At 34.1% G+C, this 15,324-nt stretch carries 15 protein-coding genes; 6 read left to right on the top strand and 9 right to left on the bottom strand.

All coding sequences use genetic code 11. From position 1 onward, the window contains the following. Positions 1-124: 124 nt before the first annotated feature. The 3 genes from ompA to AC5LXI_RS14595 all read right to left on the bottom strand — a co-directional run bounded on the left by ompA (position 125) and on the right by AC5LXI_RS14595 (position 3,137). Positions 125-1,228 carry a porin OmpA gene (ompA, locus tag AC5LXI_RS14605; protein ID WP_493442982.1) on the bottom strand — a complete coding sequence of 368 codons (1,104 nt, stop codon included), beginning with the start codon at positions 1,226-1,228 and terminating at the stop codon, positions 125-127. Positions 1,229-1,404: 176 nt separating this feature from the next. Beyond that, positions 1,405-2,313 carry a recombination-associated protein RdgC gene (locus AC5LXI_RS14600; RefSeq protein WP_493442981.1) on the bottom strand — a complete coding sequence of 303 codons (909 nt, stop codon included), beginning with the start codon at positions 2,311-2,313 and terminating at the stop codon, positions 1,405-1,407. Between the two features lie 74 nt (positions 2,314-2,387). Next, positions 2,388-3,137 carry a MipA/OmpV family protein gene (locus AC5LXI_RS14595; RefSeq protein WP_493442980.1) on the bottom strand — a complete coding sequence of 250 codons (750 nt, stop codon included), beginning with the start codon at positions 3,135-3,137 and terminating at the stop codon, positions 2,388-2,390. A gap of 170 nt (positions 3,138-3,307) precedes the next feature. Between AC5LXI_RS14595 and AC5LXI_RS14590 the strand changes: the two genes are divergently transcribed. From AC5LXI_RS14590 to AC5LXI_RS14580, 3 genes are all read left to right on the top strand, one after another. After that, positions 3,308-4,717 (top strand): aspartate aminotransferase family protein, encoded by a 1,410-nt coding sequence (locus AC5LXI_RS14590; protein WP_493442979.1) that lies wholly within the window; start codon positions 3,308-3,310, stop codon positions 4,715-4,717. A gap of 73 nt (positions 4,718-4,790) precedes the next feature. Further along, on the top strand, positions 4,791-5,840 hold the full coding sequence (locus AC5LXI_RS14585; protein WP_493442978.1) for a GNAT family N-acetyltransferase: 1,050 nt from the start codon (positions 4,791-4,793) through the stop codon (positions 5,838-5,840). Then, entirely contained in the window at positions 5,837-6,709 is an 873-nt protein-coding gene (locus tag AC5LXI_RS14580; protein WP_493442977.1) for an arginase family protein, read from the top strand. Before AC5LXI_RS14585 ends, AC5LXI_RS14580 begins: the two co-directional genes overlap by 4 nt. A gap of 55 nt (positions 6,710-6,764) precedes the next feature. On the opposite strand, the gene AC5LXI_RS14575 is transcribed toward AC5LXI_RS14580, so the two are convergent. The 4 genes from AC5LXI_RS14575 to AC5LXI_RS14560 are packed head-to-tail and all read right to left on the bottom strand — an operon-like array spanning position 6,765 to position 9,093. Beyond that, entirely contained in the window at positions 6,765-7,163 is a 399-nt protein-coding gene (locus AC5LXI_RS14575) for a DMT family transporter (protein WP_493442976.1), read from the bottom strand. Position 7,164: 1 nt separating this feature from the next. Continuing rightward, a complete protein-coding gene (locus tag AC5LXI_RS14570) occupies positions 7,165-7,521 on the bottom strand; it encodes a DMT family transporter (RefSeq protein WP_493442975.1) in 357 nt (118 codons plus the stop codon). Further along, the gene (locus AC5LXI_RS14565) at positions 7,521-8,354 is read right to left on the bottom strand and encodes an alpha/beta hydrolase (RefSeq protein WP_493442974.1); all 834 of its coding nucleotides are present in this window, start codon (positions 8,352-8,354) and stop codon (positions 7,521-7,523) included. Before AC5LXI_RS14565 ends, AC5LXI_RS14570 begins: the two co-directional genes overlap by 1 nt. Before the next feature lie 10 nt (positions 8,355-8,364). Then, positions 8,365-9,093, bottom strand: coding sequence for an MtnX-like HAD-IB family phosphatase (locus AC5LXI_RS14560; protein ID WP_493442973.1), 729 nt, complete (start codon positions 9,091-9,093; stop codon positions 8,365-8,367). Positions 9,094-9,253: 160 nt separating this feature from the next. On the opposite strand from AC5LXI_RS14560, the gene AC5LXI_RS14555 reads away from it, so the two are divergent. The 3 genes from AC5LXI_RS14555 (at position 9,254) to glnS (ending at position 13,191) form a co-directional block, all read left to right on the top strand. Next, on the top strand, positions 9,254-9,982 hold the full coding sequence (locus AC5LXI_RS14555) for a winged helix-turn-helix domain-containing protein (RefSeq protein WP_493442972.1): 729 nt from the start codon (positions 9,254-9,256) through the stop codon (positions 9,980-9,982). Beyond that, on the top strand, positions 9,979-11,322 hold the full coding sequence (locus AC5LXI_RS14550) for an ATP-binding protein (protein ID WP_493442971.1): 1,344 nt from the start codon (positions 9,979-9,981) through the stop codon (positions 11,320-11,322). Before AC5LXI_RS14555 ends, AC5LXI_RS14550 begins: the two co-directional genes overlap by 4 nt. 198 nt (positions 11,323-11,520) lie before the next feature. Beyond that, on the top strand, positions 11,521-13,191 hold the full coding sequence (gene glnS, locus AC5LXI_RS14545) for a glutamine--tRNA ligase (RefSeq protein ID WP_493442970.1): 1,671 nt from the start codon (positions 11,521-11,523) through the stop codon (positions 13,189-13,191). 56 nt (positions 13,192-13,247) lie between these two features. Here glnS and AC5LXI_RS14540 read toward each other — a convergent pair whose 3' ends face one another. Both AC5LXI_RS14540 and AC5LXI_RS14535 read right to left on the bottom strand, forming a co-directional pair. Continuing rightward, on the bottom strand, positions 13,248-14,660 hold the full coding sequence (locus tag AC5LXI_RS14540; protein WP_493442969.1) for a DUF3999 family protein: 1,413 nt from the start codon (positions 14,658-14,660) through the stop codon (positions 13,248-13,250). Between the two features lie 132 nt (positions 14,661-14,792). Continuing rightward, positions 14,793-15,239 (bottom strand): DUF2339 domain-containing protein, encoded by a 447-nt coding sequence (locus tag AC5LXI_RS14535; RefSeq protein ID WP_493442968.1) that lies wholly within the window; start codon positions 15,237-15,239, stop codon positions 14,793-14,795. Positions 15,240-15,324: the final 85 nt, after the last annotated feature.

Here is a 15,324-nt window from a genome sequence, read left to right as displayed (position 1 = left end):
TACTGAAATAATTATAGTATTTTTTGTGGATAATTTGTAGAGTTTAAGTGAAATATAATTTAATTATTAACATATAAAAAAACCCAGCCGAAGCTGGGTTTAAAGGTGTAATTAATAACAAAAACTAATTTGTTTGATCAATTACTTGGACCTCTTGCACGTTACGTGCTTTAACTTCAATTTCAACACGACGATCTGGTGCTAAACATGCTTTTAAGTCAGCGCCGCGAAGTGCATTACATTTATTGCCAGTAACTGGTTGTGCTTTACCCATACCACGTGAGCTGATGATTTCAGCTGGAACACCTTTTTGAACCAAGTAGTTCAATACGGTGTGTGCACGACGTTCTGATAATTTTTGATTATAACTCTCTGAACCGATACGGTCAGTATGACCAATTACTACGATAGCACTTTGAGTTGGGTTAATTTTAACAAGAGCTGTTAGTAAATTATCAAGCGCCTGACGACCTTCTGCTTTTAAATCAGCTTTTGCATAAGCAAATAATACATCTTCATTTAAAACATAACGGTTTACTTCAGTTTTGATTTCAACTGGAGCGGCAACAGATGGAGAACCTAAACGGTAAGTAATACCTAAACTTACAGTACCTGCATCTGGAGATGCGTGAGTTTTAGTATGAATATGTTGAACATATTGATATTCTAAACGAGTAGAGAAATCTTCGTTAAGACGATAGTCAAGACCTAAAGCATAAACTGGTGATAAATCAGTTTTTGTACCATGATCAAGTTTATCATTAGCTCTAATGTAACCACCATTTTTCCATTTAGCAATAGTTACCATTCCACCTGCACGACCATAAATATCTAAATCGTCAGAAATAAATGATAATGGATAGCTTAATTTACCAGTCAAAGACACGCCTTGAGCAGATAATTTGCTATTACCTACATTATAGCTATGGCCAGCATTACTATAAGATCTTTTATATTTAGCTGAGCCTAACCAGTCATAACCTAATTCAAACGCTAAATAAGGGTTTGCTTGGAAACCTAAGAAAGCGCCACCAGCGACATTACTGCGATTAGATGTTTTAATACCAACATCATCATATACACGAACTTTACTTGCATCTAATCTATAAAGTTCTGACCAACCTAATTTAGCACCTACATAAAAAGTATTATCTTCATATGCAGCATTAGCAGCAGTAGCGGTTAAACTTGCAACTGCAATTGCTAGAGCTAGAGTTGTTTTTTTCATTTTTTGCCTCAACTTATTTGTTGTAATAGACGTTGTTTAATTTGCTTTTATTGTTTAACTTTTCTTTATAATTACAGTGTTTATATTTATGGCCAATTATGTTAAACATAATCTAGTATAATTATAGCACAAATATTATTCTGATCTAGCTCAATTGATAATATTTAGTCAAAAAATTAAACAATTTTATTTATAGTAATATACAAATCGTTAATTGAGTTTGATAATGTGTTTGCCATAATATAGAAATCGGCTTCTAGACGTTTATCAAATTCATCTGATCCAATATCTTCATTTTCATCCAAAATAACCGAGTCGAATTTAATTTTTTTCAATGTTAAATCAGGATTAATAATAAAATTGATCCCTCTTTCATCAACAATCTTAAGCTTGCTGATCCATTTACCAGAATCTAAATGAACTAACATTTCATCACTTGTGATATCTTGATTTTTGCAGCTAATAATTCCATTACCTTCAAGCGGATCTTTTAATTCAGCTTCATCACCTAATATAAAAGGAGGAAAACTTAATTTTTCTTTAACCCAAGTTGTCATAATCTTTTCAAGTGGTTTTTCTATAGATAGTGGCGTTAATGCTAGTGCACCAAGTTCTTTGCGTAAAATAGCTAGAATATCTTCAGCAAGTTTAAAACTACTGCAATCAATAATAATCCGTTTGTTTTGCGTATCGATCCACAACCAATAATAGTTATATTTGCTAAATGCTCTCGGCATTAAATCGATCATTACTTCATCTTTTAATGTTGCTTTTTCATTTTTACTAAGTTTACGACTTAACGCTTTTTCTTGCTTGTCGATTTTTTCATTTAGAGCTTGTTTGATGACAGGCGCAGGTAAAATTTTAGTTTCTTTTTTTATGCGTAATAATAAATGTCCTTGCATATCAATAATAAAGTCATCCAAATTATTATCATTATAAGGAGATACCCAGCCCATTTTACTGGTATCTAAATTACCACAAGGAGAAAATGAAGGAGATTTTAGTGCATTTTCAATAGTTTGCTTATTAAGTAAATTGTCATTGTTAAGTTGATAAATAATTGCGTTTTTGAACCAAAGCATAGTGTAATATTTCCAAAAATTAGTTTGATGAAAATTAAAGCATATTGTCTTGTTAATGATATTTAATAAGTGTTTTAAAATTTATAAGATAAGCCCATATATATTGAAGATATTGTGCTATCATCAACCATGGGGCTGTCAGCTGCATCACCAGTTAGTTTATCAAAATGAACTCCACCAAAAGTAGCGATATTATCTGTTAAAGAGTATTGTGCACCAATTTCAAAGTAAGGTGTAAAAGAACTATTTGCATTGAAATAGCGTAAACCTGAATGTGTGGATTCTTTACGGGAAATACCATAATAATAGTCATTATGTTTACTATTAGCCCAGTTTATACCAATAGTAGGTGCGACAATTAACTTACCTTGAATATAAGGCACCGTATAGTCGGCGTTAACTAAGATTCCGTTACTATTATCGAGAATATCTGCGCCAATATTGCTTGCAAAAATCCCCCAATTAGTATTGATAGCATAATCAATTTCTGCTAGTACTGTGGAATGGCGGCTATCAAGTTGTTTCATTTTATGATTATCTGAATTATGCGGTTTAAATTCATTAGCAAGATACCGAACACCAAAGGATAAATTTTGATTATCGTCATTAATAGCGTAAATACCACCTGATAGGTCATCAATGAAAAATGAACCATTATCATAATCAATGTGGGGAACAGGATAGTAACTTGGACTATAACTTTTATATGGTGAATTAGACCAACCTAAACCAATGCCTAATGATGTTGGATCTGCCGATGCAACTTGAGTATATCCAAAAGAAAATATTGATAAGACCGAAATTATGCAACTTAAATTTTTCATTTTGATACTCACTTATAGCGATACGATTTAAGACAATTATTGTAGTAATTCTGTCATTCTGCGTTTATCGTCACAAAATCTATACATTAATTGTACATTGTTACAATCCGTTTTCTTTGATAATAATGCCACATTTTGTCATATTTGAATATGGATTAGTGAGATAAATTATGAGTAAACCAACTAAAGAAATGATTAACAGTCGCCCTGACGATGCAACTTTATTAGCGGATGAAGCAAAATATTGCTCATTTGGTGATACAGTGCATTACGTTGAACCACCGAAGATTTTTGATGGTTGTGAAGGTAGTTACATGTATGACAAAGAAGGTAAAGCCTTCCTTGATTTACAAATGTGGTATTCTGCTTGTAACTTTGGTTATGCTAATGAGCGTTTAAATAATGTACTGAAAAAGCAAATCGATACTTTACCACAATGTGCTAGCCAGTATTTACATCCAACTAAAATTGAATTAGCAAAAACTATTGCTCAAGGCATGGAACAGCGATTTGGTTACCAAGGACGAGTTCATTTTAATGTTGGTGGTTCACAATGTATTGAAGACTCATTAAAAGTAGTTCGTAATGCTACTGGAGGTAAATCACTAATGTTCGCCTTCCAAGGTGGTTATCATGGTCGTACTTTGGGTGCATCTTCAATTACTTCAAGCTATCGTTATCGTCGCCGTTATGGCCACTTTGGTGATCGTGCCATGTTTGTTCCATTCCCATATCCGTTCCGTCGTCCTAAAGGAATGACAGCTGAAGAGTATGGCGAACACTTAGTTGCCGAGTTTGCACGTTTATTTGAAACTGAATATCACGGTGTTTGGGATCCTAAAGTAGGTCAAGCTGAATATGCGGCATTTTATGCAGAACCACTACAAGCAACCGGAGGTTATATTGTTCCTCCTCGTAACTATTTTAAAGGTCTGAAAAAAGTTTTAGATCAATACGGTATTTTATTAGTTGTTGATGAAATCCAAATGGGCTTTTATCGTACTGGTAAGTTATGGTCAATTGAGCATTTTGATGTTAAACCTGATGTGGTGGTATTTGCTAAAGCGTTAACTAATGGTTTAAACCCATTAGGTGGCTTATGGGCTCGTGAAGAGTTAATCAATCCAGAGGTATTTCCAGTTGGATCCACTCACTCAACGTTTGCGTCAAATCCTTTAGGTACTGCGGTTGGTTTGGAAGTATTAAAAATGACTTCAGAAACCGACTACGAAAAAATGGTAATGGATAGTGGTGCATACTTCCTTGAAGGATTAAAAACACTTGAGAAGAAACATAAAGAGATTGGTGAAGTTGATGGTCTAGGCCTAGCACTTCGTGCTGAAATTTGTACCGAAGACGGTTTCACAGCTAACAAAGCGTTAGTTGATAAAATGGTTGATATTGGTATGTCAGGTGATCTTGACTGGAAAGGTAACAAAATGGGCTTGGTGCTTGATATTGGCGGTTATTACAAAAATGTTATCACTTTTGCTCCATCATTACATATTACTCGTCAAGAAATTGACCAAGGTATTGAATTACTCGATCAATTAATCACTCGAGCTAAAAAAGAACTTTAAGCCTTAAATCAAGATAATCCCGTTAATATCAATTAGCGGGATTAGAGTTATGCCTAATCAGTTATAAAAAGTTATGCAATATATCAATCAACTAGAACCTAATGAACTAATAAATAATTTCATTTCTCACCCTCCACAAGAGTTTACTAGCTGGGTGAGTGAAGATGGTATACCTGCTTTTTCTGCTAAGTTTGATTTGCTCACAACAGCTGATGATGATTTTAAACGTAAAGTTCATAAATTGCCTTTTTATAAAAAATGGCGACATTGGTTACAACCAAAAACATGTTTTGTGGGAACAACAGTTTCAGAATATAGTCTATTGACGAATAAAGTCGATGCTCATCAATTAGCGGATAATGTTAAAAAAGCCTATACTAAAAAATATCCTTTTGTCATTGTTAAAGATTTACCATCTGACTCACCTTTACTTAGCAAGCAGGATAATCAATATTCAAAGGAGATTATTAATTGCTTAAAAGAGCGTGGTTTTATTGAAGTTGAAGGACAAGCGTTAGCTTGGGTTCCCATTGATTTTGAGTCGATAAGTGATTTTTTGGCAAAATTGTCATATAGTCGCCGTAAGAATTTAAGAAGAAAACTAAAGTCTCGTGAAAAATTGGTGATTAACATTTTGCAAACAGGCGATGATTGTTTTTTTGATGATGACAATCTTGATTTGTACTATCAACTTTATCTCAATGTATATGAACAGAGTGAAGTACATTTTGATTTATTAACCAAACCATTTTTTGTCGAATTATTGCAAAACAAAGCAGCAAATGGACGTATTTTCACTTATTATTATGATGGACAATTAATTGGTTATAACATCTGTTTTGTAGTAAATAACGTTTTAATCGATAAATACATTGGTATGGTTTATCCACAAGCAAGAGAATTAAACCTCTATTTTGTTAGTTGGTTTGTTAATCTTGAATATGCGTTGCAACAAAATCTGAGAAGTTATGTAGCCGGCTGGACTGACCCAGAAGTTAAAGCCTCTTTGGGAGCTAGTTTTACTTTAACTAAACACTTAGTCTATATTCGAAATCCTTTATTAAGAACGATTTTACGTAAATTAATTGGCCATTTTGAAACGGATAAGGAGAAAGTAGTATGACATCGCCAGTTATCCTTAACTTTGATCAAAGTGTTGGTGAACTTAGTGATGCTAAAACGATTGATTTTACTCAGTGGCAAGATGTCATTCGCTTTGGCTGTAGCGAAAAAAAATTCCATAAATTTAAAAAATTATTGCAAAAATCATTACCAGAACATTATGGTACAGTGTTAATGGGCAGTGGTGATTACCATCATATTTCATTATTATTGATTGAGCAGCTAGCTAAGCACTATTGTGCAGATAATCCAATTGAAGTAGTTATTTTTGATAACCATCCAGACAATATGCGTTATCTATTTGGTGTTCACTGTGGCTCATGGGTGAGCTATGTAGCAAGTTTACCATTCGTAAGTCATGTCCATGTGTTAGGCATTACATCGCATGATATTGGCTTATGGCATTTTTGGGAAAATAGATGGTCACCACTTTTTCATAAAAAGCTGACTTATTGGAGTTTAGATGTCAATGTCTCGTGGACTAAGAAAATTGGTTTGAGTCATGCTTTTCGTTATTTTGATTCGCCAGATGATCTTATTACTCAGTTTCTATCTGAACAATATCGTAATGCTAAACCGATATATTTATCGATAGATAAAGATGTATTAAGTGAAGAGGTTATTCACACCAATTGGGACCAAGGCAAGCTACAGACGTACCATTTATTAGATACTATTTCTTCAGTTAAGTCGCGAATTATAGGCAGTGATATCACTGGTGAGTTATCAATATGGCAACCAAAAAGTTGGTTTAAGCGCTTACTAAGTTCACTTGATAAACAGCCAGAAATATCGTTAGAAAAATTAAATGATTGGCAACAAGAACAACATCAGCTCAATTTAACCTTATTAAAAGCGTTAAAAGCCTAGTATTCTGTATAACATATTGAATTATCTAGGCTTTTAAATTCACGGTTTTAAGTTATTAATCACTGTGATTATTCACTTTTTTTGCTAGTTTGCTTTCCGCCAGTGCCAAAAACAAAATCCCAGAAACAATCAATATCGTACCAATTAACTTAAATAATGTAATAGGCTCATGAAATAGCCAAACAGAAACAATCATTACCGTCACAACTTCGAAATGCGAAGCTGCAAAAGCAGGGCCTACAGGCGCTTTTTTTAATAAAGTCATCCAGGTAAAGAAGGTTAAAATGTAGCCAGCAATTGATACATATATCCAATGGCTGGAAAATACTCTGACTAACCATTCAATGCTCATTGCAAGGGGTTGGGCATGCTCAGCAGCTAATTTGAAGCTGCATTGTGCAACGGTATCAAACATTAATAATACTGTAAAACCAATTAGATAGAATCTAGCCATATTAAGACATCCCCACAAAGATTACACCAGCCGTAATTAATAACATGCCAATAATACGATAAAGCGTAAGTAATTCTCTAAATAGAACTCGGCCTACTAACATAATCGTAATAATATTAAATGAGGCGAGTAATACACCTTGGGAAAGCGGGACTAAAGTCAAAAAGGCTAACCACAGTAAAAATTCAGCAACGTATGATGATATTCCTATCCAAATCCAATGATTTTTGGCGAGATCCAACCAGTAGTACCATCCATCTCTGTTGGTCGGCGATGTTGCAGCATATTTAAAAGCAACTTGTCCTAAGGTATCAAAACAGATATTACTAACCCAAAGAAAAATAACTAAGGATGACATTATGCTTGAATTCCTTCTGCCAAATTATTAAAAAATGAAGTGCACTCTTTAATTACTTCTCGGCGTTGGCTATCAATAGTAATTAAATGATAACTATCATTTAATACAATTAATTTTTTAGGACCTGAGACGAGTTTTTCAACTAATTTTGCATTCGTTTCAATATTGGCAATATCATCATTACCTGAATGCATAATCAAACAAGGTGAGGTAACTTTTGGTAATTCTTGGCGAACATGTTTTGCTAATAATTGCATTTCTGCTAATGCAGGAAATGGATTTCCAGCAAGCCCCGCCGATGCGGCGTCACCACTTAACATACTTTCAGATACTACTGCTCGAATTCGTTCATCTTTAAGGCCATAAGGTGGTTTTTCAATAAAAGAGACTTTTTGAAAAATACCTAATTTCTTAAAATAGACCAATAAAAAGAAGAATTTTTTAGCCCAAAAAGGCATACTCCAACCATCATAATAAAAAGTAGGTGCTAAAACACCGACGCCTTTAATTTGATTGGGGCGATCGGCAGCTAGTTTCAACGCTAGAAGGGCACCCATTGATAAACCTGCAACAAAAAGATTATCTACCTGTTTGGCTAAATAATCAGCACCATCTTGCACGCTTTTATACCAATCTTGCCAAGTTGTTTTACATAGATCAGCTTCAGTACCACAGTGGCCGGCTAACTGTATTGCATAAACTGTAAATCCTGCTTTATGTAAACCATTGGCCAAAATTCGCATTTCATTTGGAGTGCCGGTTAAACCATGAATTAACAATACCCCATTTTTATTACCTGGTAAAAAATAAGATAAATCTTCAATTGTACTCATTATTCTTCCTTTATTTTACCATCATGACTGGAATTAGTGATTGTTCTGTTTGTTTTAACGCCTTGGTAACATCCGCAAAGCTAGCAATAGCCGTGTGTTTAATATGGTTTTTCTCACAATAATTGACTAGTTTGTCTTTAGCAAAAACCAGATCGACATGATGAGATACACAAAAATCGGAAGTCCCATCACCAACATACAGTATTTGAGGAAAATGTTGCTGTTGTTTTACATGATTGCATTTGCAATTACCACTTTGTTTAATACAATCTTTATTAGCATAAGGAAACTCAAGACGCCAACTTCGATGATTATCATGCAATAACTTATTAGCATAAATCGGTAGATGCTCAATGCCATGACGCTTTAAAACAAATTGGATAGCATAATCTAAACCATCACTAACTACATGAACGGGAATATGATTTTTTTCGGTGTAATCAATGAATGCTTTGAAATTAGAGTCAATTTCAATTTTTGCCAATGCAGAATTAAGTTCTTCTAAACTCGCATCCATTAAGGCGATCTGTTTGCTCATACACTCTTGAGAACCAATTTTACCACTGACCCATAATTCTTCAAGTTCATCACACCCATCTCGGCCGAACTGGCTTAGTAAAGTATCAGTTACATCTTTAACACTAATGGTGCCATCAAAATCGCACAAAATAATAGGTTTATGATGATGAGTATAAGCTGGCTGAAAAAGATGATTAGTAATTGATGAAAAATTATTCATATTCAAAGTAAAAACTGCTTGGTTATAGATATTGTCGCCCATTTTCTCACAGAGTGATGATTAGCTTTGTTGGCTCTTTGTATATATTTTGTAACGGTGTTTAATTTGCTTGTATAATGAAGCATCTCGAAAGTCGACGTTACGGTAAAGAGAATCCGAAATGAGTGAACGTATATTAATTATCGAAGATGATGAAAGATTAGCCAATTTAATACAAGTCTACCTAGTCCGTCAAGGATATATGGTTGATTGGCATAATAGTGGTGAAGGTGCAGAAGAAAAGATACAACAAATCAATCCTGATTTGGTTATTTTAGATGTAATGCTCCCTGAAAAATCAGGTTTTGACATCTGTCGAGATATACGCTCATGGTTTACTAACTATATTCTTATTATGACCGCTAGCGAAGACAATATTGATGAAATTGTCGGGTTAGAGTTGGGTGCGGATGATTATTTAGCCAAGCCCGTTGAGCCTCGATTATTACTAGCTCGGATTCGAGCATTGCTACGACGCAAACAGATCGAAAATGATAAAGAAGGTTTTAAAGAGCAAATAGCCTTATTTAACAATAATACACTAGCTTTTGACAATTTAGTGATAGATGGTGAAAATCGCAAAGTGCTATTAGACGCACAAGAAATTGATTTAACGACTGCCGAATTTGACTTACTTTGGTTATTAGCTAATAACGCCGGTAAGATTCTATCTCGAGATGATATATTTTCCCAAGTAAGAGGTATTGATTTTGACGGTAGTGATCGTTCAATTGATGCTCGAATTTCTCGATTACGGCGCAAGCTACTTGATGATCCTGATAACTCCTCACGAATTAAAACGGTTCGAGGAAAGGGGTATTTATTTATGCGTGAAGGGGAAAACCATTGAAACGATTATTAGCTAAACCGCTATTTTTCAATCGCCGCATCGTCTTTTATCTGGTCGTTTTACTTTCATTACAATGTATTATTGCCTATGGTGCATTATTAGTATTTGATTCATTACCTTCGTCATTAACTGATATGCCTGATGATCATATCGTTTTTCGTGAGTCACAGCGAGGAACAGTTAACTTAATTCGTAAACACATTGATGAGAATAAACAGCGACCACTGCAAACAGTCGTTGATGAGTTACAACCTTATTTCGGCTATCCCATAAAAGTTTTATCTGCAAATACAGCATTATCTCACTCGGTAAAAAAAGAGTTAGAACAGCTTGATTTTGCTTATGATGGTGATGACGAAGTGGTATATATCGATCTCAATGACGGGCATTTATTGCAATTAGGTCCGATTTTAATGCGAGATATATTAGAATCAAATACTATGTCGTTAAGTGTCTTTCTTATTATTTGGGCATTATTTAGTGCCATAATCTTTTTTATTTTAATCTATTTTGCGTTCAGCGCCGTATGGAAAGATCTAGTTAATATACGTCAAACTGCCGAACAACTAGGACAGGGCAATTTAAAAGCACGTACCGAAAATGTGAAAGGTTGGCTATTCAAACCATTAGCCAACGTTTTAAATAATATGGGGACTCATATAGAGCATCTGGTCAGCACTAACCAAACGATTTCGCATGCAATGGCGCATGAACTACGCACTCCTCTTGCACGAATGCGATTTGAATTAAGTATGCTTGAAGAATCTACTAACGAAGATGAAAGAATCGCGTTACAAAAAGGAATGAATGATGATATAGATGAACTTGAAACCCTGATTAACGCAAGTTTAAGTTATTTCAAGATGCAGCAAAGCAATATTGAATTAAATCTCACTACAGTTTCATTAAAACAGTGGGGTGAAAAAGTTTGTCAGTCATTAGCACTATTTAAACCTAAAGGTTTTGAGCTCGTTTGCCACAGCCAAGATGCTAACGCCAGAATTGATACTAATTTAGCCGAAACTATTGTCAAAAATCTGCTACTCAATGCCTTTAAATATGCAGCGCATAAAGCGGTATTAAATATCACTAAACAAGATAATCGTGTTATTTTGGAAATTGATGATGATGGCGCAGGGATTCCTTTTAATGCGCGTGAAAAAATCTTTATGCCATTTGCTCGTCTTGATACCAGCCGTACCCGATCAACAGGTGGGTATGGATTAGGGTTAGCTTATGTAAAATTAATGGCAGAATTTCATGACGGAAAAGCCTTTGTTGTTACTAGTCCACTAGGAGGTGCACGATTTGTGGTTTCGATAAAATCAGGTGATGAATAGTTTAAGTTAAAATTAAATAATCTGTTAAAATTATTGAGGAGTGTTATCCATTTGAGCACAAAAATTTTTTAAGAACATTTAAATCTCTTGTTTTAAAGTTTCGAAAAAACAAAAAATTTGCTATATTCGTCGGTCAAAATGATAAATCTCATTTCTAAATTGGTCATGAGTAAATAAATATATAATCAGAGGTTTTTTATGAGCGGTGATTTACCGAACGAAACTCGTCCAACTAACTTTATTCGTCAAATTATTGATGCAGATCTTGCGGCTGGAAAATATAAAACAACGCATACCCGTTTTCCGCCTGAACCTAATGGCTATTTACATATTGGCCATGCAAAATCTATCTGTTTAAACTTCGGTATTGCCCAAGATTACCATGGTAAATGTAATTTACGTTTTGATGATACCAATCCAGCTAAAGAAGATATTGAATATGTTGAATCAATTAAAGAAGATGTTCGATGGTTAGGGTTTGAATGGGATGGTGAGATTTGCTATTCATCTGACTATTTTGAACGTTTATATGAATATGCATTAGAGCTTATCAATAAAGGTCTTGCTTATGTCGATGAACTGTCTGCTGATGAAATTCGTGAGTATCGTGGCACTTTAACACAAGCAGGTAAAAATAGCCCTTATCGCGATCGAAGTATTGAAGAAAATCTAGCATTATTTATCCAAATGAAAGAGGGTAAATTTGCTGAAGGTAAAGCTTGTTTACGAGCAAAAATTGATATGGCTTCGCCTTTTATTGTTATGCGCGATCCAGTTTTATACCGTATTAAATTTGCTGAGCATCACCAAACTGGTAATAAATGGTGTATCTACCCAATGTACGATTTTACTCATTGTATATCTGATGCTATAGAAAATATTACTCATTCACTTTGTACGCTTGAGTTCCAAGATAACCGTCGTTTATATGACTGGGTTTTAGATAATATTACTATTGAAGCCAGACCTCATCAGTATGAGTTTTCAAGATTAAATCTTGAATATGCGATTACTTCTAAACGAAAATTAACCCAATTAGTTACTGAACAAATTGTTGATGGTTGGAATGATCCACGTATGCCAACTGTTTCTGGTTTGCGTCGTCGTGGCTATACTCCATCTTCAATCCGTGAATTTTGCCGTCGAATCGGGGTAACTAAACAAGAAAATACCGTTGAAATGAGTACTCTTGAATTTTGTATTCGTGAAGATCTCAATGAAAATGCGCCGCGAGCGATGGCGGTACTTGATCCGGTTAAAGTGATTATTGAAAACTTTTCGACAACAATCGATGAAGTATTAAGCATGCCAAATCATCCTAATCGACCAGAGCTTGGTCATCGAGAAGTTATGTTTACTCGCGAAATTTATATCGATCGTGCTGATTTTAGAGAAGAGGCTAATAAAAATTATAAACGTCTAGTATTAGGTAAAGAAGTACGTCTGCGTAATGCTTATGTGATACGCGCTGTTCGCGTTGAAAAAGATGCGCAAGGTCATATCCAAACTATTTATTGTAGCTACGATCCAGCTACCTTAAATAAAAATCCAGAAGATGGACGTAAAGTAAAAGGTGTTATTCATTGGGTGTCAGCTAAATTTGCCAAACCAGCCGAAATTCGTCTTTATGATCGTTTATTTAATACTCCAAATCCTGGTAGCGCTGAAGACTTTTTATCAACCATTAATCCAAACTCTTTAATTATTAAGCAAGGATTTGTTGAGCCAAGTTTGCAAAAAGCTAAAGCCGAACAGGCCTATCAATTTGAACGTGAAGGCTATTTCTGCCTAGATAGTAAATATTCGACTGAAGATACTTTAGTCTTTAATCGAACGGTGGGTTTAAGAGATAGCTGGAACGAAGCATAATTATAATAAAAACGCCAATTTCAATTGGCGTTTTTATTTTCATCTCTATAATTGCATTATTCGGCTTTTTTAACCTCTTTTAGTAATTTCAAGGCTAACAGCATTAAAAATAGTGCGCCAGCTATTAAAACGCCCCAAATTAGCCATTTAGATAAAGAGGATGATTTGCTCAAATCATCATCGGTTTGCGATAATACTTCTTTGTTGCCTAATTTAACTTTATCACCTAAATGAGCTTCAGGCACATCTTGTGCAGAGGTTGTGTCCGATAGTAGCGCTTTTTCACTTAATGAGGCAGGTTTAGCCTTTGCTGAACCCCAGGCAAGAATAAAAGGTCCATTATTAGCGCTATTAAAGATAATACTCATCTTGTATAAATAAGCGGTAACATAGGGTGCCTTATCTAAAGAGGCATTAATTGCTTCAATTTTTAACTGTTTAATATTTAAAGTCGAATTGTTAATACTAATTGTTTGACTTTGATTAGTATCATTTATACTACGAAAAATATAATCATCAAGTTTATGCCATGTTTTATCGTTATCACTGGTTTTATAAAAAACACTTGCCGGTAAAACAGTACGCTTATTTTGTAGCTGAATAGTAAGTTCTTTAATCGGTAGTGATGTAGGTAATTGATAAATAGCTTCTTGCTCATCAGCTGAAATTAAATTTAAATCGATTGGAAAAAGGGACCTTAATGGTGCTGATTTTATCGATGTGAATTTAACGGTTTTAATACTAGGTACTAATTGCTTATCTGAATTTAATTGTAAAATCCAGTAGGTAGATTTGAAATTCATACCCGACGGTAAATCAATCGTATTAACGTTTAATGACTGATTATTGTTATTATCTGTTAAAGACATTATCGGAACATCATCTATCGCAGTTTGCCATGTTTTCAAATTGTTACTATATAGGAGTTTTGCGGTTGCCTGCCAATTCTGCATTTTATCGAAATCGATAGATAAACGACTAAATGGTTGTTCTAATTTAATCACACTAGGAATTTGTAACAAATAGGTTGCATGATACCCATCTGGTTTATTGGTGTTATCAAGATTAATTTGTACATTCTTATTATTAATATTGATATTGTACGTCCCAACTGGAGATTGATTTTTTTGCTCTTCCTCATCTAATTCTTCATGATTATTTTTATCGGTTTGTTGATTATTATCTAACGTATAAACAGTGACTGGAAAAGTCTGGTTTTCATCATTTTGTTGATAAACGTTAACTAATGCAAAAGGGACAGGTTGGCCTTTTTGATTGAAAACTCGAACATCATCTAACGTGCTTGATAATGATTGAGTATATATATCACTAGTCAGGTCTATTCGATTATACATACTCTCGCTGTCGCTAAGCTTAATCATAGCACCATAAGCATATTGATTAGTTTTATCAGCAGCGTGACTCAATCCACTTATTAGCAAAAGCGAGCTTAATAAGATTTTTTTCATAACTTTCTATCCATTAGTTTAAATAATATTCAGGAAGTTGTATTTATTTTAATTGAGAGTAATTTAATTTTTATCTTCCTGAATTTGCGAGATATTCGCTTATAAATTAAATTGTATTTTTAATATTCATTTTTATTCATTTTCTACTACGCTTTCGTTATTTTGTTTCGGTGGTAAAGGTGCTAAATAACCGATTAGTAACATCAATAATGCTACGCCAATAAATGCAAATGCTCGTAGTAAACCGTCAATTTCTCTGATATCAACAAATATCAACTTAATAATAACAATGATTTGAATTAATTGACCACAAAACCATATTTTTCGAAGTGAATAACGATGTCCAATAGCAATTAAAATCACCGCGCTTAACATCCAAAGAAGTGAAGCGGTCATTTGTACAATATTGTTGTGCCATAAAGTAAATGTACTCCAAGTAATATCAAAGGTTTGACTCAAGCAACGTAGAACAATACTGTTAGCCCAAAGGAATGTTAATACCACTAGTAGGATTAAAATCAAATTAGGGAGTGGTACTTTAAAGTTAGCAAAATTAGTTGTCTTATTTTCAATTTGCAAATAATTTATCGTTAATTTTAACCAAACGCAAAGCACTGATGAATCCCCTAATGATTTTTATCAAAATCATTAAGTTAAGGTAGAT

Source organism: Gilliamella sp. LMG 34361, from assembly GCF_984569075.1.
Note: the sequence above shows the minus strand (reverse complement) of the source record. Positions and strands in the feature narration are given on the sequence as shown.

Bases quoted from the DNA above. Each gene is read 5' to 3' on its own strand.
- ompA (WP_493442982.1), bottom strand. From the start codon at position 1,228: ATGAAAAAAACAACTCTAGCTCTAGCAATTGCAGTTGCAAGTTTAACC.
- AC5LXI_RS14600 (WP_493442981.1), bottom strand. From the start codon at position 2,313: ATGCTTTGGTTCAAAAACGCAATTATTTATCAACTTAACAATGACAAT.
- AC5LXI_RS14595 (WP_493442980.1), bottom strand. From the start codon at position 3,137: ATGAAAAATTTAAGTTGCATAATTTCGGTCTTATCAATATTTTCTTTT.
- AC5LXI_RS14590 (WP_493442979.1), top strand. From the start codon at position 3,308: ATGAGTAAACCAACTAAAGAAATGATTAACAGTCGCCCTGACGATGCA.
- AC5LXI_RS14585 (WP_493442978.1), top strand. From the start codon at position 4,791: ATGCAATATATCAATCAACTAGAACCTAATGAACTAATAAATAATTTC.
- AC5LXI_RS14580 (WP_493442977.1), top strand. From the start codon at position 5,837: ATGACATCGCCAGTTATCCTTAACTTTGATCAAAGTGTTGGTGAACTT.
- AC5LXI_RS14575 (WP_493442976.1), bottom strand. From the start codon at position 7,163: ATGGCTAGATTCTATCTAATTGGTTTTACAGTATTATTAATGTTTGAT.
- AC5LXI_RS14570 (WP_493442975.1), bottom strand. From the start codon at position 7,521: ATGTCATCCTTAGTTATTTTTCTTTGGGTTAGTAATATCTGTTTTGAT.
- AC5LXI_RS14565 (WP_493442974.1), bottom strand. From the start codon at position 8,354: ATGAGTACAATTGAAGATTTATCTTATTTTTTACCAGGTAATAAAAAT.
- AC5LXI_RS14560 (WP_493442973.1), bottom strand. From the start codon at position 9,093: ATGAATAATTTTTCATCAATTACTAATCATCTTTTTCAGCCAGCTTAT.
- AC5LXI_RS14555 (WP_493442972.1), top strand. From the start codon at position 9,254: ATGAGTGAACGTATATTAATTATCGAAGATGATGAAAGATTAGCCAAT.
- glnS (WP_493442970.1), top strand. From the start codon at position 11,521: ATGAGCGGTGATTTACCGAACGAAACTCGTCCAACTAACTTTATTCGT.
- AC5LXI_RS14540 (WP_493442969.1), bottom strand. From the start codon at position 14,660: ATGAAAAAAATCTTATTAAGCTCGCTTTTGCTAATAAGTGGATTGAGT.